This window comes from Paenibacillus sp. IHB B 3084 (assembly GCF_001447315.1).
Lineage (GTDB): Bacteria > Bacillota > Bacilli > Paenibacillales > Paenibacillaceae > Paenibacillus.
Genome location: NZ_CP013203.1, coordinates 1,325,517 through 1,351,177 on the forward strand (window position 1 = coordinate 1,325,517; position 25,661 = coordinate 1,351,177).

Annotated in this window: 28 protein-coding genes and 1 pseudogene; 7 read left to right on the plus strand and 22 right to left on the minus strand. The window is 43.0% G+C overall.

What is annotated here, in order from left to right; genetic code table 11:
• Positions 1-98: 98 nt before the first annotated feature.
• From queC to queF, 4 genes are all read left to right on the plus strand, one after another.
• Complete coding sequence (gene queC / locus ASL14_RS06205; RefSeq protein WP_134910854.1) at positions 99-782, plus strand: 7-cyano-7-deazaguanine synthase QueC; 684 nt, start codon at positions 99-101, stop codon at positions 780-782.
• The gene (queD, locus tag ASL14_RS06210; protein ID WP_134910856.1) at positions 775-1,266 is read left to right on the plus strand and encodes a 6-carboxytetrahydropterin synthase QueD; all 492 of its coding nucleotides are present in this window, start codon (positions 775-777) and stop codon (positions 1,264-1,266) included. The genes queC and queD overlap by 8 nt, the downstream gene beginning before the upstream one ends.
• On the plus strand, positions 1,259-2,137 hold the full coding sequence (gene queE / locus ASL14_RS06215) for a 7-carboxy-7-deazaguanine synthase QueE (protein ID WP_134910858.1): 879 nt from the start codon (positions 1,259-1,261) through the stop codon (positions 2,135-2,137). The genes queD and queE overlap by 8 nt, the downstream gene beginning before the upstream one ends.
• 423 nt (positions 2,138-2,560) lie before the next feature.
• Positions 2,561-3,058, plus strand: coding sequence for a preQ(1) synthase (queF, locus tag ASL14_RS06220; protein ID WP_134910859.1), 498 nt, complete (start codon positions 2,561-2,563; stop codon positions 3,056-3,058).
• Positions 3,059-3,226: 168 nt separating this feature from the next.
• On the opposite strand, the gene ASL14_RS06225 is transcribed toward queF, so the two are convergent.
• Positions 3,227-4,996 (minus strand): acid phosphatase, encoded by a 1,770-nt coding sequence (locus ASL14_RS06225; RefSeq protein WP_134910861.1) that lies wholly within the window; start codon positions 4,994-4,996, stop codon positions 3,227-3,229.
• A gap of 197 nt (positions 4,997-5,193) precedes the next feature.
• On the minus strand, positions 5,194-7,200 hold the full coding sequence (locus tag ASL14_RS06230; RefSeq protein ID WP_134910862.1) for a stalk domain-containing protein: 2,007 nt from the start codon (positions 7,198-7,200) through the stop codon (positions 5,194-5,196).
• A 267-nt stretch (positions 7,201-7,467) separates the two neighbouring features.
• On the opposite strand from ASL14_RS06230, the gene ASL14_RS06235 reads away from it, so the two are divergent.
• Positions 7,468-8,736 carry an MFS transporter gene (locus ASL14_RS06235; protein WP_134910864.1) on the plus strand — a complete coding sequence of 423 codons (1,269 nt, stop codon included), beginning with the start codon at positions 7,468-7,470 and terminating at the stop codon, positions 8,734-8,736.
• Positions 8,737-8,846: 110 nt separating this feature from the next.
• On the opposite strand, the gene ASL14_RS06240 is transcribed toward ASL14_RS06235, so the two are convergent.
• Positions 8,847-9,713, minus strand: a complete 867-nt coding sequence (locus ASL14_RS06240) for an EcsC family protein (RefSeq protein WP_134910866.1) — start codon at positions 9,711-9,713, stop codon at positions 8,847-8,849.
• A 193-nt stretch (positions 9,714-9,906) separates the two neighbouring features.
• Here ASL14_RS06240 and ASL14_RS06245 point away from each other — a divergent pair, with 193 nt between their 5' ends.
• Entirely contained in the window at positions 9,907-10,425 is a 519-nt protein-coding gene (locus ASL14_RS06245; RefSeq protein ID WP_134910868.1) for a GNAT family N-acetyltransferase, read from the plus strand.
• 56 nt (positions 10,426-10,481) lie between these two features.
• On the opposite strand, the gene ASL14_RS06250 is transcribed toward ASL14_RS06245, so the two are convergent.
• Positions 10,482-10,910 carry an Lrp/AsnC family transcriptional regulator gene (locus tag ASL14_RS06250; RefSeq protein ID WP_134910870.1) on the minus strand — a complete coding sequence of 143 codons (429 nt, stop codon included), beginning with the start codon at positions 10,908-10,910 and terminating at the stop codon, positions 10,482-10,484.
• A 162-nt stretch (positions 10,911-11,072) separates the two neighbouring features.
• On the opposite strand from ASL14_RS06250, the gene ASL14_RS06260 reads away from it, so the two are divergent.
• Positions 11,073-11,828, plus strand: coding sequence for an MBL fold metallo-hydrolase (locus ASL14_RS06260; protein WP_134910872.1), 756 nt, complete (start codon positions 11,073-11,075; stop codon positions 11,826-11,828).
• A 97-nt stretch (positions 11,829-11,925) separates the two neighbouring features.
• Here ASL14_RS06260 and mmsB read toward each other — a convergent pair.
• From mmsB to ASL14_RS06350, 18 genes and pseudogenes are all read right to left on the minus strand, one after another.
• Positions 11,926-13,088, minus strand: a pseudogene (mmsB, locus tag ASL14_RS06265) (multiple monosaccharide ABC transporter permease).
• The gene (mmsA, locus tag ASL14_RS06270; RefSeq protein ID WP_134910873.1) at positions 13,072-14,622 is read right to left on the minus strand and encodes a multiple monosaccharide ABC transporter ATP-binding protein; all 1,551 of its coding nucleotides are present in this window, start codon (positions 14,620-14,622) and stop codon (positions 13,072-13,074) included. The pseudogene mmsB and the gene mmsA overlap by 17 nt, the downstream one beginning before the upstream one ends.
• A 34-nt stretch (positions 14,623-14,656) precedes the next feature.
• Positions 14,657-15,742 carry a multiple monosaccharide ABC transporter substrate-binding protein gene (gene chvE, locus ASL14_RS06275; RefSeq protein WP_134910875.1) on the minus strand — a complete coding sequence of 362 codons (1,086 nt, stop codon included), beginning with the start codon at positions 15,740-15,742 and terminating at the stop codon, positions 14,657-14,659.
• 385 nt (positions 15,743-16,127) lie between these two features.
• Positions 16,128-16,292: a DUF255 domain-containing protein gene (locus ASL14_RS06280; RefSeq protein ID WP_134910876.1), complete on the minus strand. Its 165-nt coding sequence runs from the start codon at positions 16,290-16,292 to the stop codon at positions 16,128-16,130.
• A gap of 139 nt (positions 16,293-16,431) precedes the next feature.
• Positions 16,432-16,653 carry a hypothetical protein gene (locus ASL14_RS06285; protein ID WP_134910877.1) on the minus strand — a complete coding sequence of 74 codons (222 nt, stop codon included), beginning with the start codon at positions 16,651-16,653 and terminating at the stop codon, positions 16,432-16,434.
• Between the two features lie 472 nt (positions 16,654-17,125).
• Entirely contained in the window at positions 17,126-17,404 is a 279-nt protein-coding gene (locus ASL14_RS06290) for a hypothetical protein (protein WP_134910879.1), read from the minus strand.
• Between the two features lie 84 nt (positions 17,405-17,488).
• A complete protein-coding gene (locus ASL14_RS06295) occupies positions 17,489-17,890 on the minus strand; it encodes a hypothetical protein (protein ID WP_134910881.1) in 402 nt (133 codons plus the stop codon).
• Positions 17,891-18,134: 244 nt separating this feature from the next.
• Positions 18,135-18,347, minus strand: coding sequence for a hypothetical protein (locus ASL14_RS27260; protein ID WP_134910882.1), 213 nt, complete (start codon positions 18,345-18,347; stop codon positions 18,135-18,137).
• A gap of 69 nt (positions 18,348-18,416) precedes the next feature.
• Positions 18,417-19,340 (minus strand): hypothetical protein, encoded by a 924-nt coding sequence (locus ASL14_RS06305; protein WP_134910884.1) that lies wholly within the window; start codon positions 19,338-19,340, stop codon positions 18,417-18,419.
• 170 nt (positions 19,341-19,510) lie between these two features.
• Positions 19,511-19,873 carry a hypothetical protein gene (locus ASL14_RS06310; RefSeq protein ID WP_134910886.1) on the minus strand — a complete coding sequence of 121 codons (363 nt, stop codon included), beginning with the start codon at positions 19,871-19,873 and terminating at the stop codon, positions 19,511-19,513.
• Between the two features lie 8 nt (positions 19,874-19,881).
• Complete coding sequence (locus tag ASL14_RS06315) at positions 19,882-20,076, minus strand: hypothetical protein (protein WP_134910888.1); 195 nt, start codon at positions 20,074-20,076, stop codon at positions 19,882-19,884.
• A 23-nt stretch (positions 20,077-20,099) separates the two neighbouring features.
• A complete protein-coding gene (locus ASL14_RS06320) occupies positions 20,100-20,993 on the minus strand; it encodes a hypothetical protein (RefSeq protein ID WP_134910889.1) in 894 nt (297 codons plus the stop codon).
• A 224-nt stretch (positions 20,994-21,217) separates the two neighbouring features.
• Positions 21,218-21,421 (minus strand): hypothetical protein, encoded by a 204-nt coding sequence (locus ASL14_RS27265; protein ID WP_134910891.1) that lies wholly within the window; start codon positions 21,419-21,421, stop codon positions 21,218-21,220.
• Positions 21,422-21,723: 302 nt separating this feature from the next.
• Positions 21,724-22,125, minus strand: coding sequence for a transposase (locus tag ASL14_RS06330; protein ID WP_134910893.1), 402 nt, complete (start codon positions 22,123-22,125; stop codon positions 21,724-21,726).
• A 43-nt stretch (positions 22,126-22,168) separates the two neighbouring features.
• Positions 22,169-22,594, minus strand: a complete 426-nt coding sequence (locus tag ASL14_RS06335; RefSeq protein WP_134910895.1) for a hypothetical protein — start codon at positions 22,592-22,594, stop codon at positions 22,169-22,171.
• A gap of 255 nt (positions 22,595-22,849) precedes the next feature.
• Positions 22,850-23,788: an AlbA family DNA-binding domain-containing protein gene (locus ASL14_RS06340; RefSeq protein WP_134910897.1), complete on the minus strand. Its 939-nt coding sequence runs from the start codon at positions 23,786-23,788 to the stop codon at positions 22,850-22,852.
• A 169-nt stretch (positions 23,789-23,957) separates the two neighbouring features.
• Positions 23,958-24,536 carry a hypothetical protein gene (locus ASL14_RS06345; protein WP_134910898.1) on the minus strand — a complete coding sequence of 193 codons (579 nt, stop codon included), beginning with the start codon at positions 24,534-24,536 and terminating at the stop codon, positions 23,958-23,960.
• 164 nt (positions 24,537-24,700) lie between these two features.
• A complete protein-coding gene (locus ASL14_RS06350; protein WP_134910900.1) occupies positions 24,701-25,555 on the minus strand; it encodes a DUF5677 domain-containing protein in 855 nt (284 codons plus the stop codon).
• Positions 25,556-25,661: the final 106 nt, after the last annotated feature.

Below are 25,661 nucleotides of genomic sequence, written 5' to 3' on the forward strand. Positions count from 1 at the left end.
GGCCTGTTTTTTGTTGAAGTCGGTTCAAGAACTCTCCTTCTTCCATGTGACAAGACCCTGTGTCTTACACCATTCCAAGAAGATCGAGAGGTTTTTTTATGTTTACCAACGAAAAAGCAGTCGTCGTATTCAGCGGCGGCCAAGACAGCACGACCTGTTTATTTTGGGCGAAAAAATATTTTGCCGAAGTAGAAACGGTGACGTTCGATTACGGTCAACGCCACAAGCAGGAAATCGAAGTAGCGGCCGGGATTGCCCACGAGCTGGGTGTTCCACAATCGGTACTGGATATGAGCCTGCTCAATCAATTAGCCCCCAATGCACTTACACGCACTGACATTGACATTACTCAGCAGGAAGGCGAGCTGCCCAGCACCTTTGTAGACGGCCGCAATCTACTGTTCCTCAGCTTCGCAGCGGTGCTCGCCAAGCAAAAAGGAGCCCGCCATATCATTACAGGCGTATGCGAGACGGATTTTAGCGGCTATCCCGATTGCCGTGATTCGTTTATTAAGTCACTGAACGTCACTTTAAATCTTTCCATGGACTATCCATTTGTCATTCATACCCCGCTCATGTGGTTGAATAAAGCCGAAACCTGGCAAATGGCCGATGAGCTGGAGGCCTTTGAATTTGTAAGAACACGGACACTAACATGCTATAACGGCATAATTGGAGATGGCTGTGGCGAATGCCCTGCCTGCAAACTGCGCCGCGCCGGGCTGGAACAGTATCTGGCTGTACGCGAAACTTCGTCTCAAGGAGTTGAAGGCCATGCGTGAGCCGGGCACCTTTCGTATCGTCGAAAAGCTCCAGCAGTTCGGGACGGACATTGAACGCTCCCAGCTACGTTACCACCGTAAACGTGTACTGGTCAGCAAGCAATTTACGTTCGATGCAGCACACCATCTGCACTGCTACGAAGGCAAATGCAAAAATCTGCACGGACATACTTATATCGTCGTTTTCGGCATTAGCGGTATACCTGGTGAAACCGGCCTGACCCTTGATTTTGGTGATATCAAAACAATCTGGAAAGAGCGGATCGAACCTTACCTGGATCACCGCTACCTGAATGAGACACTGCCCCCGATGAATACAACGGCGGAAAATATGGTCGTCTGGATCTTCGAACAAATGGAATCCGCCCTGACCTCGGAAGTATACCGCAATCGTGTGGAAGGCGGACGCACTGAATTTGTGCGGTTGTTCGAAACACCTACTAGCTACGCCGAATTCCGACGGGAGTGGATGCTGGATGAGTAATACCACGGCGACTCACCAAGCAGCCGTACCTTCCCGGGGAATGAAAACAGCCCCTATCCCTGTACTGGAGGTGTTTGGTCCTACCGTTCAGGGTGAAGGCATGGTTATTGGGCGTAAAACGATGTTTGTACGTACCGCAGGCTGCGATTACCACTGCTCATGGTGCGATTCCGCCTTTACCTGGGACGGCAGCGCCAAGGATCAGATCCGTCGTCTCAGCGCCGCAGACATTTGGCAGGAGCTTCAAGCCATCGGTGGCACACGGTTTTCACATGTAACCCTTTCCGGGGGCAACCCGGCCCTGCTCCCGCAGCTTGGAGAGCTGATTACCCTGCTGCGAAGCCAAAGCATTGCCACCGCCGTCGAAACTCAAGGCTCCCGCTGGCAGGAATGGCTGTATGATATCGACGAGGTGACCCTGTCACCCAAACCGCCCAGCTCTGGTATGACGACCAACTGGGACGTGCTGGATGACATCGTAGCCCGCCTGTCAAATCGGAAGATTACTGATTGGAAGGCGGCTGGAGAACCCTCGTCAGCGTCCAACTTCTCTACCGCAACGTGCACGAAGGAAGCTGCTAATGAATCAGTGAGATTCTACCACGGAGCATGCAGCTTGAAGGTCGTCATATTCGATGACATTGATCTCGCATATGCATGCACCGTTCACGAGCGTTATCCACATGTACCGCTGTTCCTCCAGACCGGCAATCCAGATGTGAACACGGAGAACACCGGACAGATCGCGGAGTCCCTTTTACACCGTTATGAATGGCTTATTGACCGTGTCATGGACGATTCACGTCTGAACGACGTACGGGTACTCCCGCAGCTCCACACCCTCGTATGGGGCAACAAACGCGGCGTATAACACTATATGCAATATTTATATCGTCTGTGCTGTATATGCACTCTAAAATCAATAGAGCTGCTTCTTTGAGAGTGTGAAATAAAAGAAGAGAAACCCTCGTCCAAAGGACGGGGCTTCTCAATAATAATAATGCTCCTTTAATCAAGGAGCAAGCGTTTTTGACACTACTCACCCATATGTAAACGAGTAGGGACTTTATGGTGTTGACGGCGGTCGGCAGCGGAGCGGAGGATTTGAAGCTGGAGAAGCGTTAGCGTTCGCCTTTGAAATGGGATTCTAACCTATACATCTTTTACCTAATCCAAAAGAATCCCATTTCAACAGCGATCGGAAGCTCAAATCCTTCGCAGAGCGTCACCTAACCTCCCCATCACTATAACTCCCATCTCGTTTACCAAACTAAACTTAAGGAGCCTCACCACTATGACCGGAAGATCACCCGAAGAAATGACCGACGTTACCCTACTTGGCAATCAAGGCACCCAATACACCTTTGCCTATGATCCCGCCATTCTTGAAAGCTTTGATAATAAGCATCCGTACCGCGATTATTTTGTAAAGTTCAATTGCCCGGAGTTCACCAGCCTGTGTCCAATTACAGGACAGCCGGATTTTGCCACCATCTACATCAGCTACATTCCCGATATTAAAATGGTCGAAAGCAAGTCCCTCAAGCTGTACCTGTTCAGCTTCCGCAACCACGGCGATTTCCATGAGGACTGCGTCAACATCATTATGAATGACTTAATCAAGCTGATGGACCCGCGTTATATCGAAGTGTGGGGCAAGTTTACGCCGCGCGGTGGCATCTCCATTGATCCATACACAAACTACGGCAAACCGGGAACCAAATATGAGCAAATGGCAGAACATCGCATGATGAATCATGATATGTACCCGGAAAAGGTCGATAATCGTTAACATTTTACACAAGTTCACTAATCAATGATTTGCTATTGTAAAGATACTTAAAACCTAATATGCCCCTCATTAAACAGTGAAGCGCACCCTTAGAATAGACATTGGAATAACCCTTCCGTTATCCGATGAATTCTAAAGGTGCACTTCACTTGTTGTATACCGAGTTTATTACTTTGTGACTTTTAACTGAATGCTGTCGGCATTGTAGACAACCTTCACTTTGTACTTGCTTGGTAAGCCTGTGGTTTCAATGGAAGTAAATGCTCCATTTCGTTTGCCATAATTCATGATCGTGGCACCGTTAGCTGGTACATATTTGTTTGAAAAATTCAGACGCAATTTCCCATTAGGTATTGCAGTGCCTTTAATTTTGAGCAAATCATTTTTACTCTGAAGGTTGAGCTCAAGTGTGCCCTTGGCAGATTGTTTGTAATTGCCGCCGATGATCAGCTTTCCAGCAACATTTTCAGTGAGGGTACCCCCGTTGTTCGTAACATCCCCACTTCCGAAAGCCGTTTCCGAATTCCCCTCAAGTCTGCCTTGGTCGAGCTGTGTACCACCGGAATACGTATTGTTGCCCATCAGCTTCAACGTACCTGTTCCCTTTTTAGTCAGCTTTCCAACGCCGGAGATATTGTTGCGCCAGCGATCCAAAGCATTGAAACCGCCTTTGGAAGCGTCCATGGTCACGGTAACATTATTGGCAAAAGCCCCATAACCATCTGCGGCGGCAAAGAGATTAAGCCGTCCCCATCCCTCAGCATCATCCAGTACGGGATACCCGGAAGGAAGACCTGTAGTTGCTAAAACCCAACGGCGTTGTGTGCTGTCCAGGTAAGGCAGACGTGTTTCCAGCAGCACCTCAGCTCCCTTAGGCACCGTCATTGCAGTCGTGGTCGGGTTAATTGGACTAAATCCGTATGTCAATCGTTCAGTATAGCTTTTTTTATTGGCAGAGTAATTGCTGAACCGATCCGAGGCTGTACCCGTTTGCGTTAGCAATTTACTGTGAGCATCCTGATAAGCTGCTTTCTTTAAACTGCTATTGGCCGGATCAGACAGGATGGCAGCAGCCGTCGCAGTTGCCATGACGCGCCCTCCCATAACATCAAGCGGCGAATGCATACCGGCAACAATACGATTATTACCCAGCTCCGAAGCTCGTGTCAGCAGCTCCTGGTAACGCTCTGGTACGGCATAGGCCATAGCAATAGCGCTAAGATACGCGGCATTGGTATGACCACTAGGAAAACCGCCATCCTTGCTCGGATCAGAATTTTGCGCGGGCAGCAGGGTTGGAACCACGACTGAATTATTGCTCCAACGAAACGGACGAGGATAGCTAAAATAAGCCTTGGCCGAGCTCGTCGAAGAGTAATCACCACGCAAGGTATTGACCAAATTCACGATATTGCCAAGAGCGGAACTCGTACTGCCTGCATTGGTTCCGGCATCTTCATATTTTTTAGTCAAGGCATCTGCCGGAATGTCATTGATTGTTGTAGTTGCCCCTGCATTCTTTCGATATACATCGGTAAGCGAACCCAGACCGTCGATCACACTGTAGCTCTGATTTCTGCGATCATCTAAATAAGCCGCATCTGCCTCACTGGAAGTACGGCGGGCAGCCATATCAATAACCTTTTGAATATTGGCGTCCAGTACGCTACTATTCAGCTTGGTACCTGTATCCCAGGTAGTGCCGGGAGTCCAAAGCTTATTAAATCCGGAAAGCAACCCGAGTGTCGGATTTGAACTTTCCGTTTTATTATCAGAATTATTATTTTTGTAATGATCTACGAAATATCCCCAAGAAGGCTCTGGCGCAGTTACCGTTGTTGGTAGGGTTGCCGCACTCGCATAACTTCCACCCAGGGAACCTATAAGTAAGGGTACAGATAATAAAGCAACTGATAACGGTTTCCTTAACAATTTCATTCTCAAATCATATCCTCTCTTGTGCTCTTCATGCTTCCTCTGTGTCATCCATACAACAGGTTGTATGGCATAAAAATCATAGCTTACATTTGTTAAATAAAGAGCTTGGTTTTGTTAAAATAAAAAAGGCATCTCAAAGGCCGCTTATGCGACTCTTGAGACACCCTCGTTCAAGCTATTATGGAACGTCATTAACCTTACAGCCATACCTCTATAACTTTGCCATTTACAAAACCCACCGCTTTGAAATAAAGACTACGGTTGCCGTATACCCAGGCTTCGACTTGGGTTCCGTTTGAAGCAGATCCCTTTTCTCTGACAGTTGGGTTTCCCCATGCGAACTGCACTTGCGTCGTATTCATGCCCAAGCTGACTTCATTATTTTTAATCTTGTTCCAAATGGCTTGCGACCATTGATATTTCTTGTAGGGATCGTAAGTCAGGAATTGATCGGAATCGGACAGCATTTGCGGGATGCGTGAAGCTCCAACCATGGAAAACGTGTTATAAGTTACGCCATTGGCTCCCTGAAAAATAACTTCATACGATTTAACGCCATTCGGGTCCGTACTGACCTCGATATCTTTAACTGTTACTTTGCCAAAGCGCTCTCCGGCGCTATAGAAGTTATTGACCCAATAGGTTTTGCCAATGAGTTTGGACAGACTGCCCAGATCAATGGCTTTGATAATTTTTGCCGTTTCCGGCGTCTCAATCACAAGCTTGGTAACACCCACAGCTAGTTCCGCTTGCTGCCGATCACGATTCCACTTAAATCCTCCCAGCTTTAGATCGGTCAACAATGTTCCCGGGAATACCACCTGTCCATTGACTGTTTGTATCTTGCCTTTCAACGCAACAGGTTTGCCATTCACCATCGCAGAAGAACTCCCTTTTTGGAGTACAATATTGTTTTTGCCCAGGTTGATCGTAAAAGTCTGATTTGCCACGGTTACCGATCCGCCCAGCGTCTTGAACACAGACTGCACAGGCAAATACACACTGCCGTTCAGCATAGCCGCCCCGGTCAATGTTTGATCAGATGCTACTTTCAAGGTAAAAGATGATGGTATACCTTCGGTCCGCAGAGATACGGCTGTACTGCCAATGCCCCGTACTTTGAGTTTGCCTGAGCCGTCCTGCAGTAGCTCGGCAACCTGGGGCTTCTCTACTTCAATTTCACTGGCTTCGGGATGCCGTGTGAGTCGATAGCCATTGGAATACGTCTCCTGTACATTCAATTGAATGCTGTCACCGATCGCAGCCTCTTTGGAGGTCGTCAACAGGGTCATCCCTGTTAATGTAGGTAAACTCAATGGAGTCGTGGTACCATCCTTATAGCCGACCCAAGAACCATCCTTTAATTGTGCAAAAAGCTCGTCAGGTGAATCAACCAGCCGTACAACATTAGACAATCCGCTAATCTGCACCGCCGGATATTTTTTCAGCCGATCATAGCTCCACACCGTCCCGCCGCGATGTACGGTAATCAAGACATGCGTACCTTTTTTCCACAATATCGAAGCAATATCACTCCCCACTTCACGCGGCGGTTCATTCGTCAGCATATCCAGCATCGTGACATGACCGTCTTCCTTCAGCACCGCGGCATAAGCCGTACTCATTTTGATATCAAGCGCACCATCTACATGACCTATCTTGCGCGGCTTGGATTCTGCATAGCCTGTGGAATACCATACATCACCGGATCGAGTAAGAACCGTAAAGTAGGTGCTTACCTTATCGCCGTCAATGGCATCTGATATTCCCTCGACCTCTCCTCTTCCCCAAGAGATCGTCCCATCGTTTTTAATAGCCAAGCCCTCTCCGGTGATCTCTTTAACTCCTGAGGATTGAGCCGCTACTGTTGCATGGTCAGAATAATTATCCCAGTTGGCTACCTTTCCGTCCTGAGTCCAGCCGTAATAGTCTACACTTTCATCCTTGCTGCCTATAATTCCCTTCAAATTCAATTTCTCAATAACGGGGCCATCAATACTCTTTCTCCATAAAGAACCGTCATCCAGTAAGTAGTTATCCCGGTCGACCACATCAATGATTTTAGCGGTTTTCCAAGAGTTGTTCGCGATTACATTCGTCGCTTTCTCTGCCGCTGCCGCTGTTGAGCCGTTGTTTAGTGTAGCGCCTGCTGTCACTCCACAGATCATCGCTGCAGCCAGTACAATTATCCCTGTTTTTCTCATGCTTGCTCCCCTTTTCTTTCCCTATTTCCATATAGCATTTTGCATAATTCCTTCCCCATGCTCATATATATATCGGTTTCAAAAATGATAAACATTTGAATTTCCATGTGACGTGTAGAATATCCAACTAAGTCAAGCAATTGCGAGTATGCAGCAGGATGAGAAAGAACCACCGAGTAAAGGCGGCCTTTATGCCCCTTTCAGACATTTGCTGCAAACGGATCGCTTCCTATATCTTAAAATATACATACATAACCGGAGGTTGCCATGACTACTAAATCTGCTACAAAAAAAGAAACGGGCCAATCGCTCCCTTTGCCGGGACCTCAAGCGAAGGGCACCGTTTTTGCGATACTGATTGCCATCAGCTTCGTCCATCTGTTCAATGACTCGATTCAATCGGTCATTCCTGCGATCTTTCCAATCTTAAAAGAATCCATGAGCCTGAGCTACACGCAAATCGGCTGGATTTCATTCGCCATCAATTTTACAGCTTCGATCATGCAGCCAGTCATTGGCTTGTTTTCGGATAAGAGACCTACGCCCGCGATCCTTCCGATCGGCATGGGCTTTACGCTGACAGGCATGCTGCTGCTCGCCTATGCTGCCGATTATAAAGCAGTGCTCATCGCGGTCATCTTCGTGGGCCTGGGCTCGGCTGCCTTTCACCCGGAAGGCTCGCGGGTATCCCACATGGCGGCCGGACCTCGTCGGGGGCTGGCTCAGTCCATTTTCCAGGTTGGCGGCAATGCGGGCCAATCGCTGGCACCCATGCTTACGAGCTGGATTTTTATCCCGTTAGGGCAATTTGGCGCCATCTGGTTCACAGGTATTGCTGCCGCAGGAATTGTGGTGCAGTCGTTCATCGCTCGCTGGTATGGTAACGTGCTGCGCACGGAAGGCTATGCACGTAAAAAAGCGGCGGCACGCCAGATGAAGCCCGAAGTACGCAACCGTATTATGTTTGCCATGGTTGTTCTCATTCTGCTGGTATTCGTCCGTTCGTGGTATTCGACCTCGGTCGGCAGCTACTATTCGTTTTACCTGATGGAAGTGTTTAAAATGCCTCTGGCTGATGCACAACTGTACATTTTCCTGTTTCTCGGAGCTGGTGCGCTAGGCACCTTCTTTGGCGGCCCGCTGGCGGACCGTTTTGGTAAACGCAACATGATTTTCCTGTCCATGGTATTGGCCGCGCCTCTTGCACTGTTGCTGCCTTACGCCAACCAATTCTGGACCGCTATCCTGCTGCCGATCATCGGATTTATTATGCTGTCGAGCTTTTCGATTACGGTCGTATATGCGCAAATGCTCGTTCCCGGCAAAATCGGAACCGTCTCCGGTCTGATCACGGGCCTCGCTTTCGGCCTTGGCGGTGTAGGTGCGCTCGTGCTCGGCAACTGGATTGATAAGGTAGGCATCACCAATATCATGTTCCTGTGCGGCTTTTTGCCTCTGCTCGGTATTTTGACCTTCCTGCTTCCTACAGATAAAACCTTAAACCGCTGGGCGGAAGAAAACGGAGCCGAAGTGTAATAGGTAACCGTGTGGCGGCCATCCCGGCCGCTTCACACCTTCGTAGTTGCCTAACCTGATTCCCCCTAGCAAGCCTAGAAACATCCCCTCTTGTATCCCGAATCATCCAGTCAGCTCTCTTCTTCCACCAAACGCATCAAAATACGGCGCTTCCTGTATAGCATTTTACCCGCCTCAGCTACATCACGAATAGCACTTCGATTTGCAATGGAGCCAAACAAAATGCCTGCAATCGGGATCATCTGGAGCAGCTTTTTCCATCCAAACTGATCGCGGTACGTATTAACGACTTCTCTCCATCCCTGCATCTGGGAAAAGACCTGCGCCTGACGTGAAGGATCATCAAATAAGGCCAGTTCCTCCAGCACAGCCTTTTTGCCCACAATATCGGATGAAGCGAATTGCATACATTTAATGATAAATATGCGTTCCTGCTTCTCATCAGGATTGAAGCCGTAGCATAAGGCCATTTCCTGAAGCACTTTGAGTGACAATCCGAGCAAAATAGGAATATCCGCCGCAATGGTAAACACACCGCCGATCCCCGTTGTTGCTCCCTGAGCGGTGGCAAAGGTGATGCGACCTGACGTAATATCGTCAGCGGTCTGATCCATGATCGTTAGCGGCAGCTCAGCCGCCTGCTTCAATCCCCACGTCGGTTCAGGGCTAACGTCCGAATCCGCGCCATTTTGCCGAATCACATGTTCACGGGCCGTCTTTTTCAGCTTGTTCAGAACCGTTTCTTCTTTCACCAGATATTTACCGCCGTTTTGAATGAAGCTTCCCAGCTCGTTAAGCAGCTGTTCCAGCTTGTCCTTAATCATTTTGGGCGTCAGTCGATCCAGTAGCATAAAAGGCCATCTGCCGAGCTTTTCCCAGAAAAAAATATCCTTTTGCGCCTTCTCCCACGCCTCAATGGTCTTCAATTCATGACGCAATCGTTCCTGACTTTCCCGAAATGCTGTAACCTGCTTCATAGAAGTACACGTCTCCTTTAAACCATGCTTATTTATGTAATGGGTAATACGTAAGTAAGATGAGTTCAGGTTTCTTTTTTAGCCAATTAGATGTTAACATCGTTTTAGCCAATTGCAGGCTTGACCGAAGCTTCGTTTTACGTAACAATAATTCCTAATATGTACAAAAATACGTACAGATCGGAGTCTACCCATGAACAAACCTGCATTCACCTCACAGCCTTCCTCTACTACTGACGTGGAACTCGTCCCTTACCATTGTGAGCATGACGCCATTTTACATACCTTTTATTTACCTGAGGATCAGCAGCAGTTTACCGGAATGCCGGATAAAATGCTGGTACTGGCCAAGCAAGACCCGCACCGCCATCCTGTCGTGATTACTGCTACCGGAAGACCAGTCGGATTTTTCATTTTGTACGATGGAGATGAGCTAACGGACTATACGAATACTTCCGCGGCTCTACTGCTGCGCGCCTTCTCTATTCATTACGCAGATCAAGGGCAAGGGTACGCTAAAAATGGGTTACTTCAACTGCCCCAATATATCTCCAGGCACTTCCCGAATATTCTTGAAGTCGTGCTGGGTGTCAACGCTCGTAATCTGCCTGCTTACAATCTGTATCTCAAATGCGGCTTTAAGGATGAGGACGACACCAGGATGGGATCGCACGGCTTGCAGCATATTTTAAAAATGAGCCTGTCCAGCTAACTTCTATGTCCTCGCCAAACAAAAAAACTCCCGGCATAAGCGCCGGGAGTCCTTTATCATTCAATTTCTCCTATCGAAAAGCTTAGTTTGTAATTTCCGAATTTAGTTAATTCATCCAGCATAGCAGCTAACTCTGACTGCGAGGACATGCGCAAGCGCATCCAGTAACAGCCCTCCCCACTAACCCGATGAATCTCAACGATATAAGGATGTTCTCGTGCAAAAGCCTGAAAAGCACTGTGAACGGTTCCCGAATTCAAAAACACCGTAATAAAGGCATGGATGGTCTGCCCAATTTTTTCAGGGTTCCAGCGTAGCGTGTAGCCCTCGATGACGCCCGCATCCTGCATTTTTCGAACACGCGCTCCTACGGCTTGCCCTGTCAAATGAACGAGCTGACCGATTTCCTTGTGCGATAAGGAGCTGTCCTCAATCAGATGATGAAGAATGCGCAGATCGGTGTCGTCGGGTACGAATAGTTCCATAGCCATTTTTCCTTTCATGATGAAACGAGAATTCTTGTTTTCCTTTCAGCAGGCCGTAGCCTGTATCTTCTTGCATCAGATATGATTGTAACAGAAACAAACAACTGTCGAATATATTCGGCTTAAAAAATGAATTAATCAATATAAAAGGAGCTTCCAAATATGAAAATCACACTAATCCGCAATGCAACCCTATGGCTGGAGTACGCCGGAGTAAAATTCCTGATCGACCCGATGTTGAGCGAGCTTGGCGTAAATCCGCCTATTCCCAATACGGAAAATGACCGCCGTAATCCGCTGGTTCCATTGCCGCCGCAATGGGAAACGCTTGGACAGCCTGACGTTGTTATCGTTACGCATTTGCACCCGGATCACTGGGACCCGGCAGCAGCGCAATGGCTGGACAAACAGCTTCCTGTCCTCTGCCAGCCCGGAAATGAAGAGCAGATCGCCGCTGACGGTTTTACGCAGGTGACTCCGGTTTGGGTGGTAGGTTCTGTGGGAGAAATTGAGATTATCCGCACAACCGGGCATCATGGTACTGGAGAAATCGGGGAAAAGATGGGCCCCGTATCAGGCTTTGTATTTCAGGCTCCAGGCGAGCCTGTTGTCTATTTGGCCGGGGACACAATCTGGTGCAGTGAAGTATCAGAAGCACTCGACAAGTACCATCCGGAGTGGACGATTGTGAATGCCGGAGGAGCGCGGTTCACGGTTGGTGATCCAATTACGATGACTGCACAGGATGTGACGACGGTTGCGCAACACGCCCCCTATACACAAGTAGTGGCTGTCCACATGGAGGCGATCAATCATTGTCTGCTCACCCGAACTGAGCTAACCGAACATATACGCAACGAAGGATTGAGTGAGCGTGTGCATATTCCGGTAGATGGAGAAAGCTTATCTGATAAATAGATCCGCTAGCCTCAAAAACGAACCAACAAGGAACCGCCAGCATCCACATTTCAAGTGGGACTGGAGGTTCCTTTTATACGATAATGGAATATGAAGTTTAAGCCGATCTTTTGTTTTTGTTGTAAATATCGAAGGCTACCGCCAGCAGCAGCACCAAGCCCTTGATGCCTTGCTGCCAGTCAATGCCCAGACCGATCAGGGACATGCCGTTATTCAGTACGCCCATAACCAGACCACCGATAATCGCTCCGAAAACCGTTCCGATCCCGCCGGATGCCGAAGCCCCGCCGATAAAGCAAGCTGCGATGGCATCCAGCTCAAAGTTCGTACCTGCTCTCGGCGTAGCCGCGTTCAGGCGTGCAGCGAAGATCAGACCGGAAATGGCGGCCAGCACGCCCATGTTGACGAATACCCAGAACGTTACTTTTTTCGTTTGACACCGGATAGACCCGCCGCCTTTTCATTTCCGCCCAGCGCATACACATGACGGCCCATAACCGTGCGGTTCATCACGAAGGAGTATACGACGATCAGAATAAACAGCAGAACGAGAATGTTCGGGATTCCCGCGTAGCTCGCGAGCATGAAGGTGAACAGATTGATGACAGCAGCCACCACAATCAGCTTGAGTACAAATAGAGTCTGTGACGGAACCTCGAATCCATATTTAAGCTGGGAACGGCGTTCGCGAAGCTCATTGACGATAAACCATACCGTGAGCGCGATGCCGACAATGACGGATACCAGATTATAACCGGAAGAAGCGAAATCCGGCAGGAAGCCTGAACTGATTTTTTGAAAGCCCCCCGGAAAAGGAGAGATGGATTGACCTTTCAGCACGATCATCGTCAAGCCGCGAAAGAGCAGCATCCCCGCCAACGTCACGATAAACGCCGGAATCCGTACATAAGCGACCCAGAAGCCTTGCCACGCGCCGATCAGCGCTCCGACTACCAAGGATGCAATCACGGCGATCCACGCCGGAAGCTGCCAATCGACCATCATGATGGCGGCAACCGCGCCGACAAAAGCGGCTATCGAGCCGACAGACAAATCAATATGTCCCGTGATGATGACCAGCACCATCCCGATGGCGAGCACGAGAATGTAGCTGTTTTGCAGAATCAGATTCGTAATATTAATCGGCTTCAACAGCAGGCCGCCCGTCAGTACCTCGAACAAGATCATTATGACGACCAGCGCAATCATCATGCCATATTGGCGGATGTTATTTTTAAATAGTTTAGTTATGGTTTCCATGCTTCACGCCTCCCGACTTGGTCATATATCTCATCAACGTTTCCTGCGACGCTTCCTCACGGCTAACCTCTCCGGTAATCTGCCCGGCGTTCATGACGTAAATCCGGTCACACAAGCCCAGTACCTCCGGCAGCTCAGACGAAATGACCAGCACACCCTTGCCTTCGGCGGCAAGTCGATGAATAATCGTATAAATTTCATATTTGGCACCTACATCAATGCCACGCGTCGGTTCATCCAGAATCAGAATATCCGGCCCGGCAAAAATCCATTTGCTCAGTACCACCTTCTGCTGATTACCGCCGCTCAGATTGCCCGTTTTCTGTAAAATGCTCGACGCTTTGATGTTCATGCTCTTTTTCATATCCTCGGCAACGATCACTTCCTCCTGCTCATTGACGACAATGCCCTTCGTCAGCTTGTTCAGGCCGGTCAGCGAAATATTGCGCTTGATATCGTCCATCAGAATAAGGCCATACTCCTTGCGATCCTCCGTGACATAGGCAAAGCCGTTGTTGATCGCGTCTGTTACCGTGTTGTTCTGGATCGGCTTGCCTTCCTTGATCAGTTGGCCGGAAATGTTGCGTCCATACGACTTGCCAAAGATACTCATCGCCAGTTCGGTCCGTCCCGCTCCCATCAGTCCGGCAATACCAACAATCTCACCGCGCCGGATATTCAAATTCACCTGATCCAGCACCTTGCGCTCCGCATGATGCTCGTGATACACCGTCCAATCCTTCACTTCCAAAATGACCTTGCCAATCTCCGCATGGCGCTCCGGGTAACGGCTGGTCAGATCACGTCCAACCATCCCGCTAATAATCCGGTCCTCCGTGACCTGATCTTTTTTCATGTCCAGCGTCTCAATCGTCTTCCCGTCCCGCAAAATCGTGATCGAATCCGATACCTTGGCGACCTCATTTAGCTTGTGGGAGATGAGAATGCAGGAAATGCCCTGTCTTTTAAATTCCAGCATCAGATGAAGCAGATTTTCGCTGTCGTCCTCATTCAACGCCGCTGTCGGTTCATCAAGAATGAGTAGCTTTACCTTTTTAGAGAGCGCTTTCGCAATTTCAACCAGTTGCTGCTTCCCGACCCCGATGTTCGTAACCAATGTATTGGGATTTTCGCTTAAGCCGACCTTGGACAGCAGCTCGCGGGTGCCGACAAAAGTCTCTTTCCAATCAATCACGCCGCCGCTGGCGCGTTCGTTGCCCAGATAAATATTTTCCGCAATCGAGAGATACGGGATCAGCGCCAGCTCCTGATGGATAATGACAATACCCAATTCCTCGCTCTGCTTGATATCCTTGAACTCGCACGTTTTACCCTGGAAAACAATATCCCCTTCGTAGGTTCCATGCGGATATACACCGCTCAGTACCTTCATCAGCGTCGATTTGCCCGCACCGTTCTCACCGCACAGGGAATGGATCTCGCCTTCCTTGACCTTGAGATTTACATTTTCCAACGCCTTCACGCCGGGAAAGGTCTTGGTAATTCCCTTCATTTCCAAAATGATTCCAGTCATGGGATACGCTCCTTTCGGTTTGAATAGCCTGCTCTTATTTCAGTCCGATTTGCTCCTTGGTGTAATAATGACTGCCGACAATATCCTTCTCGACATTCGTCCGATCCACCGAGATCGGATCAAGCAAATAAGCAGGAACTACTTTTATTCCGTTGTTATACGATTTGGCATCATTCACTTCCGCTTGCTTGCCCTGTAAAATGCTGTTGGCCATCACTACCGTTTGCTCAGCCAGCTTGCGGGTATCCTTGAACACGGTTTGCGTCTGCTCCCCGGCCACAATCGACTTGATCGAAGCCAGCTCCGCATCCTGCCCCGTAATGATCGGCAGCGGCTTGTTCGCTGATCCGTAGCCAACCCCTTTGAGGGATGAAATAATACCGATGCTGATTCCGTCATATGGAGATAACACCGCGTCCAGATTCTCCCCCGAATAGTAGGCGCTCAGCAGATTATCCATTCGCGACTGGGCCAAAGCTCCATCCCACCGCAGCGTAGCGATCTGTGCCATCGTCATTTGCTTGCTGCGCACAACCAGTTTTCCGGAATCGATGTATGGCTTGAGGACAGACATCGCGCCGTTAAAGAAGAAATACGCGTTGTTGTCATCCGGTGAACCGCCGAACAGCTCTACATTGAAGGGGCCTTTGCCTTCTTTGAGTCCCAGCTTTTTCTCAATATATGACGCCTGTAGCACGCCCACCTGAAAATTGTCAAAGGTCGCATAATACGTCAAATACGGCGTGTTCCGAATCAGACGGTCATAGGAAATGACCTGAATCCCCCGGTCGTGCGCCTTCTGGATTACATCCGTCAGTGTGTTCCCATCCACGGAAGCAACCACCATGACATTCACGCCCTTGGTAATCATATTTTCAATTTGGGCAATCTGGTTTTCCACCACGTCCTCGGCGTACTGTAAATCTGTTTTATAGCCTTGCTCTTGAAACAGCCGGACCATATTCTCTCCGTCCCCTACCCAACGCTCGGACGATTTGGTCGGCATGGAAATGCCCACATAACCTTTTTCCTTGCTGCCCGTTCCACTCTCCGCCAAATTACAGGCCGAAAGCATCAAGGCCAAAACCAGAAGCCAGACGACAACAGCTCCTTTTTTCATATGAAGTTCCCCTTTCCTCATGTGATGCGGGTCATTTTGAAGGTAAGTGCTGATTAGAGTAGAGATGAGATAGCGCTTACATAAGTGAGGCAACGAGTGCCTCTCCTTTTTTTATGTGCAACCACATGGTATCATTCCAAGCCGGGAAAGGTCTTTGCTGGTTTTGAACTTTTTTTATAAAATTTTAACCTTTGTGTGGGGGGAGTGATTTGAGGAGGAATAAAGATTGTCGGGAGATCGCTCATATATTTTGAAAACACAAAAAGACTTTAGCCTTCTTACGATTGGCAAAGTCTCAATTTGTAGAATTATTAAATCCGCTATCTAAAGAGTTCACACTTTTATTGACATTTCATCAATGAGAAGTACGTGTGGGTCAATAATGTTAGTTATACCTATTAGATAAAAAGACTAGTTTAATCTCCTGCTTATTAGCTTTGTCAAAAGCTTCTTCCGACCAAGGGAACCAGTTCACCGGATTATGTGCATGTTGAAGCAAATATGGCGATTTTTCCTTGGCTAATCTATTGGGAACTTTTTGAGTTGTCATGGGGCATCACCTCTTTTCGGTTGGATTTGGGTAAAGTTGTGCTTAGAGTTAGTTTACCCAAATTGGTGGGGGAAGTCCCAGGAACAGCAGAAGAAAGACAAAGGGTACCTCCAGTACTGGGAAGTTGACCCTTCGCATCTTATTCCACAATTTTATTCAATGCTTCATCTTTTCTATTTATTGATTTTAATAAAGATAATTCTTCATGATTGAAATCTTTTATAGTAACGATAGTAGGATTATTTATAGGTATATCTTTCCCTAAGCTACAATAGATATTTGTAAAGCTTATATATTCAATGTTTGCTTTAGGAATTAAATATTTATTAGGTTCATAATTACTTTCAGAATCCGAAATCAAGTAACTATTCTCGATATCAATATGAAGTATTTTTTATTTGCAAGTATTAATCCATTTTTAAGAGTGATATTAGTTGTGATTTTAGAGTGTCCTAAATAAACAAATAAGTTTCTTGCACGAAAGAGAATTAGACAGTATATGACAGTGAAAAATAGAAGAAATATTAAAATAGAATTATCGAAAGACTTAATTGAAAATATAATTTCCAAAGAATTTCCATAAGATTTTTTTAATATTTTAGCTTGATCAATTAATAGTTGGTTACATATCCAACCATATACCAACGAGAAAAAAAGTGAGTATACAAACGAAAAAATCATTGAAAGAAGTATAAAGTTACGTTTTCTTTTCCCTTTTTTTGAATACATAAAAGCTGTTATTTTTCTTTGAATACTTTTTAAAGATAAAAGTTGCATAATTATTAAAAATAGTGTTGCAATGACTAATGAATACATATTAAGAAATAAAAAATTCAATGAATTATTAAGTGAGAATTTTTTGAATCAAATGGCACAGAAGTTATTAATAAAGAGTATGCAGAAGAGAATGTAAAGATTAAAAATGCAATATAAGTAAATCTGAATAATTTCATTGAACTGCTCATAAACTGAAATTCTTCAAGTGGAATAAAAAGTCGCAAAGGGTTTTTTTTGATTTTAGCTTGTGCTGAAATAATAGCAAATATAATTGTTCCAAGAAATCCAGATAAAGCAATCGAAGGAGTTGTTATTGCTTCAATAGTACTATTCAATTTAGGCTTCCTTCCTTTAGTATAAGAGTGGAATAAAAAGGTGACTCCAGATATACGAAGTCACCCTTCATTTTCTTAATCTTCTTATTTACTTTTAAAATTAACCAAGAAAATACTTAGGTAAAGATCCTCCACTCGAAAGTCAGAATGTTTATTTACTAACATAGAAATTACACCATCTCTATTTATAACTTCACCAACGCAACTGAAAGACAACCTCTTATTAGTTTTTATAATATCTCTTAATTCAACAAACCTATTGATAAAGTTAACTGGTGAAGATGTAAAGAAAAATTCCTCAAAGTAAATATCACAATTCCTAGAACCGTTGTAAGCTCTAATAACCACACGATTAGGAGCAACTTCAACAGAATCAATATATACATCTGATAAGGCTCGTGTAAACCCCACATCATCTTCATTTAATAGTAACAATGTTCTTCTTCTAACAGAGGGAGCCTTTGTTTTGGTATCGCCCTCTTTCACATCCGCGTCAGCACCAGTAGTTGGATTAATATTGATAGCTGAAGCTTCAGGAAGATCAGAGTCTACACGCAGATTCTTTTTCTCTCTTTTTGTTTACCTGTTCCGCTCGTCTTGTTGTTATCTGCATTCTGACGTTTCCGTTTGATATCATTAAGGATATCAGCTATATGCTTATCCGAGAGCGCCATGGTAGAGGTTGCTGAGTTTCTAGTACTTCTTGCAATTTTTTCTCTTTCAAAATAATCTAAACAATCAGTAGTATGATCTTGTTTTGGCCAAGTTTTAAAATGAGCTTTGTTTTTGCCTTTTGGTACATACTCCAACTTGGCCAAACAATTTTCGTATGCACAATAAATTTTTTTTTCACTTCATAAAACTCTGGATGACTTTCAATTGTACTAATTGAAATAGACTCTTCAGTTTCCCCAATTCTATAAACAGCATCATATATCGGCATACAAACTCCCCCTATATAGTGACATCTATAAAAAATACAGCCAGAAGTCTAATAAAGCTTTGCCACTTTTTAATCTTCATTCAGTATATCATTAATTTTCAGATAGATATTCCCTGTTTGTGCTGCATGCTTACGTTTTCTTACTATTAAAGATACAAAATCAATTTGGTTTTCTAGTACAGCCATTAAATCTGTTCCATCCATTAAAAGGATAGTACTTCTTCCTACTGAATGAATTCTTACGGCATCCTCAGAAAAACCATTTATTGACAAAAATAATCCTAAAGTGTTATCTAACTTTCTTTTTATTTTTCCTGTAAAACTATCTAAATCAGATGCATCAGATAATTGAGTTCTCCATTTAGCTTCAAACAAATAATCAGTGCCCTCAAGAGTAAAAGCACCATCAATTTGTTCACCAGTGTTTCTAAAAGATGCTTTTGGATCTAAATCAAATAGCTCAAAAAGATCATACAGAACTTTTTCTAGTTCAAATCCTCTTTTTTGATAGTCCTTTGAGGTAACCAAACTAAAATAGTTGCTTTTTATATCATCTAAACGACTTAAAACAGCTTGGCTCGATCTGATTCGAAGCAAGTTATCCAATCTCTTTTTCTTTATCTCTTCCTCTTCTTTAAACTTCTGTGCCTGATCCTCCACTACTCGTCTTAAATCAGAAACTGCTTGCTTTGCTCTTTCTACCTTTCTCTTACCATCTTCTAATTGTTCAAGATGGCGAAAACTTTCCATTCTTGTTACTTCAAATATTAAGCGTCTTATATCACCAAGATATTTTTCCTGATTACTGCATAAATCATCAACAATATCCGATACTATTTGTCTTTTGTATCCATTCCAATCTGGACGGTTGATTATAGAGTTGTCATTGATGCAATTATTTAAAAAACTTTTAAGATTGTTCTTATACCAATATATGTTGCATAACGCTTCTTTTAATAATTCAATAGCAACAGCTGATATTTTCTTTTCCATAATAGTCTCTTTCTCCTCAGTTAGTTAGGTTGAAATACCCTTAAATTCTTGAGTTCTATTAAAGTAATTAACAGGGTCATAAAATCCCTTTAATATCACTGCACTATTCAATTTCCTTTGACAGGTAAAATAAGTTTAGATTTACGAGGTATTAAATTTCTGATCTTATTTTAATTATTTAGAATTATTTTCTTTTTTATTATTTCCAAGGAATTTTCAACTTCATCCTTTTCGTCTTTTATAGATTCCAACATAAAAATGATATCATTATCGTCTAAAGGAATTATCAAGCCATTATCGTTTTTATACGTATCAGAGCATCTTTGATATAAAAGTTCCTTATTATCAATATTTCTACACATTAATATCCCGAATTTTCCTTTATTAAAAGAAAACCTTCCAGATAATTGATCGATTTCAGGATTAGCAACATCTTTGCTATAATTTTTGCATTCTATAAATATATAGCCACAGGGAATTTTGTTGATATTGTGTAGACGATGAAAAAAGCCACCTAAAGCAATATTACTCATTACAATATCTACTCTTTTCTTCCTTGATGAATTTTCTCTTCAATTATAGGATTATTTAGATGAGGGTAAAACAATATTTCAAGAATTGATTTAATGAATTTCTGATACTCAGAAGCATTTTTTGTACCTAGAGGTATACTTTTCAAACTAACTATTAATGCATCTACTAGTTTTTCAATAGATACTAATCCTGTATGTTCCATAAATTCTTCGTTTGTTAATGATCTTACTTCTTTTGATTTCGACTTTCGAAATCGATCAAATATTTCAGGTTTTTTTGAGTATACTGTCTCAAATAATCTTTCCTACTCTCAAAATCACCATTATTAATTTGGTTAGTAATTTGATTATCGACATCTTTTTTGGGTAAATAATATTTTCCTTTTCCATTTTTATATTTTTTAAATTTCACTAGAGATGATCTTCTGGCTAGTTGCTCATCACGCTCATTGGTAACGACAAAATGCCATCCGTACTTTTGAGCATTATATTCTGATATATATGACACTATAGCTTTAGGAACCAAAAGCAACTCTCTACCTTGATAAAATAACAAATCTTCTTCTGAGCTTTCCCAATCCTCGGTATATCTATTCCAATATGGAAGTGATTCCTGATTAATTAAAGGAATTCCCCAAATTTTACATTGTGCTTTGGTATAATCAATTAGATGTTTTCTTATTATATTTGTAGTCATATCAGATAACTTATCTTTGTCTATATCATCAACAAATACAACTATATCTTCGATATTCTGTACGACCCCTGTTTCTATCGCTTTGCTCTTAATTATTTCATCAATAATATCAGTAGCATTACCTTGTCCCACTCCTCGGCCATTTTTTGTGCCCGTCTTACTAATTCCAAGACAAGTTTCTTTAGGTTCAGACATAAAACGAAACAATTCAATAGCCATGGAATGTTCAGAATTTCTAATATACTCAACGACCTTGGAAAAAAAACTTTTTATTGTTCCATCTACTTCAACTGACCATGGATCACTTCTAGTGGAAATAAGATAAGGATCGATGTATAACGGGTAGTCTTTATTTATTTCTATATCTACAAAGTCTAGCTGTACTTGATCTGCTTCCAAGTTATATATATCACTGATTTTCAAGAACTTTCCCCCTTTTTGGTTGGGTATTTCTTCCTAGTAATGATAACATATATCTACTCATAAGTGGAGTATATTGCACTTTATTGTCATATTTTGTTTCAAGTCCCATTTCAAAAGTCCTATCCTGTTAGAATACTGACTAATAAAGAAAAAGAAGCACCAAAACCACTACTTAAAGTGAGGATAGCAACTTCTTTTCTCAGGTATAACGTTAAATAACATTTTTATACATCACCTATAACACAAACCGTCAACTCCACTCGATTTCCTTCCAGATTATACACAATCCGCTCCACCAGCTTCTTCAATGCCCGATTCTTCTCTTCAATTGTCACTGCTTCATTCCATAACTCCCTAAACTGTCCTATTCGCTCAACGATCTGCTCCACCGAAGGATAATTACTTCCATCCACTACCACTTTCCGCAAATCATTCAATTCCTCCTCCAGCTTTTGAATCTTTCTTACCCTAACTGCCTTTCGCTCAATATATATTTGCTTGCTAATAATATCCTCTTCGTATGATTCATAAAGCTTATTTAATGCCCGATTCTCTTTATGTAGTTCCGCTTCTTTCATTTCAATTATAGCTTTCGTGTCGTTGTACCTATGATTGTGTAATTCAATATCTCTAATGATGGTTGGGTCTAATTGAATCACTCGATCATATAATGCATTGAAAACTCATAATCCAATACCTTACTTTTATCCAATATTTTCTTATATCTTTATCATGGTGATAGTATTTCAATACTGTCCTTTGTTTTTGCTGTATGTGCGATTTGTTCCACTGTGACCTGCATTAAATCGGTAACGACTCGAATTTCTCGACCTTCAAAATCCCGAAACATCACCACACGATGATGTTGCTTGGAACGACACTGCGGTGTCCCCAATTGGCAAGTGATATCCCGAATGGCAGAAGAATCTGCTTTCTGGAGACGGGAAAGGGCATGAGGTTTTTCCAAATGGACGTTGTCGCGAAGCCGAATGACAAATGATTGTCCTTGGATTTTGAAGTAGTCCAGACGCTCAAGTTTCCCATAAGCACGGTCCATCACCACAATGTAGCCCGGTTGAGCCAACGCTTCACTCACGGGGCCATTATGCTTGGAACCCAGCGTTTCGACCACCTGAAGCGGTTACCCATTTTGGGCTCGCAAAGCGAAATGGAGTTTAATGCCTACACGCTCCCCGTGATAAGGAGCCTAGGAAAGTCGTGTTTTTCCCACTGTTATGGTGGTCGAATCGATGAGGAGTAATTAATTCTTTGGGAAACGTAAGTTTTCGGCGTGTTTCTCGGCTACACTTGTGAATGACTCGATGAAGAAGCTCCTTAAATATAGCAAAGGGGACTTCGGCCGCTTTGGTGGAAAAACACGAATAATGAACCATAGGTAAGCCACTGCGAGCGGCATGATCCACACCGGAACGATAACTGTCCCATTGTTCTAAGGCAGCTACACACCTGTATTGAAGTAAGTGGGTTACTGTGAATTTACGGGCTTTATCTTCATAGTCTTTTTCCTTGGCCACGTTTTGTACTTCTTCTGGTGTCAGAATAGATTGAAGGATAAATGGGATCGTGATAGACTTTTTCATGGAGTCGTCACCTTTCGGTTAAGTTTGTAGAGGTACAAACATTTTACCGAGTTGACCGCTCTTTTTCTACCATTTAGTGGTTAATCAACAGGTGTGGTATTATTAGAATCATTGATTTCATGAACGTTTCTGTATTCATGAACCCCATCAAGGGTTGTCTGCTGAAATGCCCATCGAAATCCTTCCCACAGACCAAGGCTCCGTCAGGAGCCGCTGCTTGAATATGATGTTATGTGATGATTCAGCCTTCCTCGATTATCTAGAACCAATTAATTTTTTCAATGATCTATTCCATACATCTACAATCACCTTCTCACTTAAACCAGGGAACAGTATTCTAAGAAAGAAAATATGATCCTTTATCTTTTTGTCCGTTAAGCTCTTTTTGTTATCAATGTATTTATGTAAATACCTCTCTGTAATTTTAACGGCTATTAACTCAAGAGAATCTTGATCATCCTCTTTATTTAATTGAGACCTAATTGAAGGTAGTATATGTAGCGATAATGATAAAACCGACCATATATCTTCAATATTATCTTCAATATTACTAATTGTATTTTCAACACTATCTGAACTCGATTCTGCACTAGATGCACTACTTTCTATGCTATCTAATGTAGAATAAACCGATTCTTCAAAGTTAGTAAGTGTAGTTATCATTTTACTTGTTTCTTCTACTATTGTAGTTCTTGTTTTCTCTAATTGGTTTTCAATTGAACTTGTCGCATCTTTAAAACTCATAATAAATTTTTCTCTTTCACTCTCCATAAACAAAGATAATAATTCATTAGGATACAGTGAACGCTTTCTTCCATCTGCTCTTATCCGGTAGGTCCCTCCTTCAGTACAATAAGGTTTATATTCTCCGCTTGGAATTTCAATTACATAAATACTTTTACTATCTATTACACGGCTACTAATATCAAGATTTACAGCTGGCCTACAGCTTTGTGCTTTATCTAAAATAGTAAGTCTTGAAGAGTCGTTTATCTTGCAGCCAATAATAGATCCAATTTGTCTTCCGTTGGGAGCTGCCTCATCTCGTACACCAATAAAAATCACTCCACCACTTTTAGAATTGGCAAAAGCAACGATATCTTCTGACTTTAATCCTGAAATCGATTCTTTGAACTCAATTTCTTTGTTTTCTTCACTATTAATCATTTTTAAAATTTCTTCTTGATTAAGCAATTATATTTTCTCCTCTGTTTGCTGAAATTTCACATAACGTTCTCGTATTTACGACGCCTGGCGAATGCCAGGTGTGTCCGGCTACTTCTGCTTCCCTCGAAATACCTCTGCCGGACCAAGGGCGTATGCCCGATGCGTGAATATTATGTTATGTGATGTACATTTGTACTCAAAGATATTTATCAATATCATTAATAAAAAGTTTTAGGATATCCCCTTTGTTGTACTTCTTAATTTTATGACCAGTGTCCTTTCTAATTGCAATTAGTAGTTCCTCCATCTGGAACATTGTTTTAGCTGTATCTACGTTTTCTTCCTTTATAAACATACTTCTATATTTAGACCATTGATCTATGACATCATCTGAACCCCAAACAAGCAACTTTTGAGTAAATCCACTCATGAACTTTATCGTTTCTTGTTCTGTCATAGGATGTCCCTCAATTTTTTCATTCATCAAGAGTTTAAATAAAAACTCTACAAACTCTTCGTACATAGGAATCTTTTTATTTCTATGCTCCAATTCAATAGTCCTTTTCTTCTCATAGTATTTTGCAATAACTATTGATAGAACTGAAACAATTATTGTGGCAGATGCCGCTATTAGAGGTGCAGCAACCTCTTTCGGAACAGCACTAAATATTGAAATGAACCACTTAATTACAAGCCAAGCTAAACAGACCAGAATCAATAAGATGATTAATGCTGGTATCATTTGCTTTTTATTTTTACTTGAATTACTATCCATATACTTAATTTCACCTCAGCTTAAAAAATATATTTCACATAACGTTTCTGTATTCACGACCCTAGCGAATGCTAGGGTGTCCGGCTTCAGCCGGACCAAGGGCGTATGCCCGATGCGTGAATATTATGTTATGTGAAGGAAATGGCCTCTTGATATACTCACAATCATTCTGTTCTATTTATCAGACTTTCAATAAATTCTACTTTATTAATAGAAGAATGACGTATAACAGCATTTGCTGTTATTTCTATCAATTTTGCTTTGTCATAAGTTTCAAGTAAATGGGGATAGTTTTGAGTTAAGTATTGTAGCAAATGCGACAAAGTTAAAAAATAAGTGTTGCTTGCCATGTCAAGAATTTTCAATTCATCTTCAGTATTTGATTTTGATAAATCCATCTTAAATACAACACTTGAGGAGTATTCTTCTAAAATCTGTGTTCGATAAACCTCTAACGAAGTTGGATCTGAATGCTCATACTTGCTGGCTTGTCTGTACAAAGATATATAAATGCCAAATTGCAATTTATCTTCTTTAGCTAAACTTGCTACAGTAATTGGCGATAAGGTTCTCGTATTATTTAGATCATATCCATTTCTTCTTAATTCTCTTTTTATATTGTTTAATTTATTGATCCTATCTGGAAATTCACTATCTCTGTACCATCCCTTATCAATAGCTTTTTTCAGATCTTTCAAAAACTTATAATCAGATTTAAGCGGTTGCATTATGAATTCTTTGTATCTTGATTTTGAACTATCATCATGACATAAGTATTCAATCAACATATAATTATTAATTTGTGACCTCAGGAGTATATAAGATTCTTCTGTATAGTTATTCTCTAGTAAGACCAGTAATCCATTAAGCAGATTTGTTTGCTTAGCGTATAATAATATAATATCACGTACATTTTCATAATCTTCTTGGATAATCATTGGACTTTCTTCCTTGAGAAAATGGGTGCTCACTTCCTCAATAAATCTTTTAATAAATGAGAGTTTTTCTTCTTTCTCCATAGTATCACCTCAAATTAATATATCTTTTCATTTCTTTCACATAACGTTCCTGTATTCACGACGTCCGACGTAGTCGGATGTGTCTGCTGAAACAGCTTCCCCGATA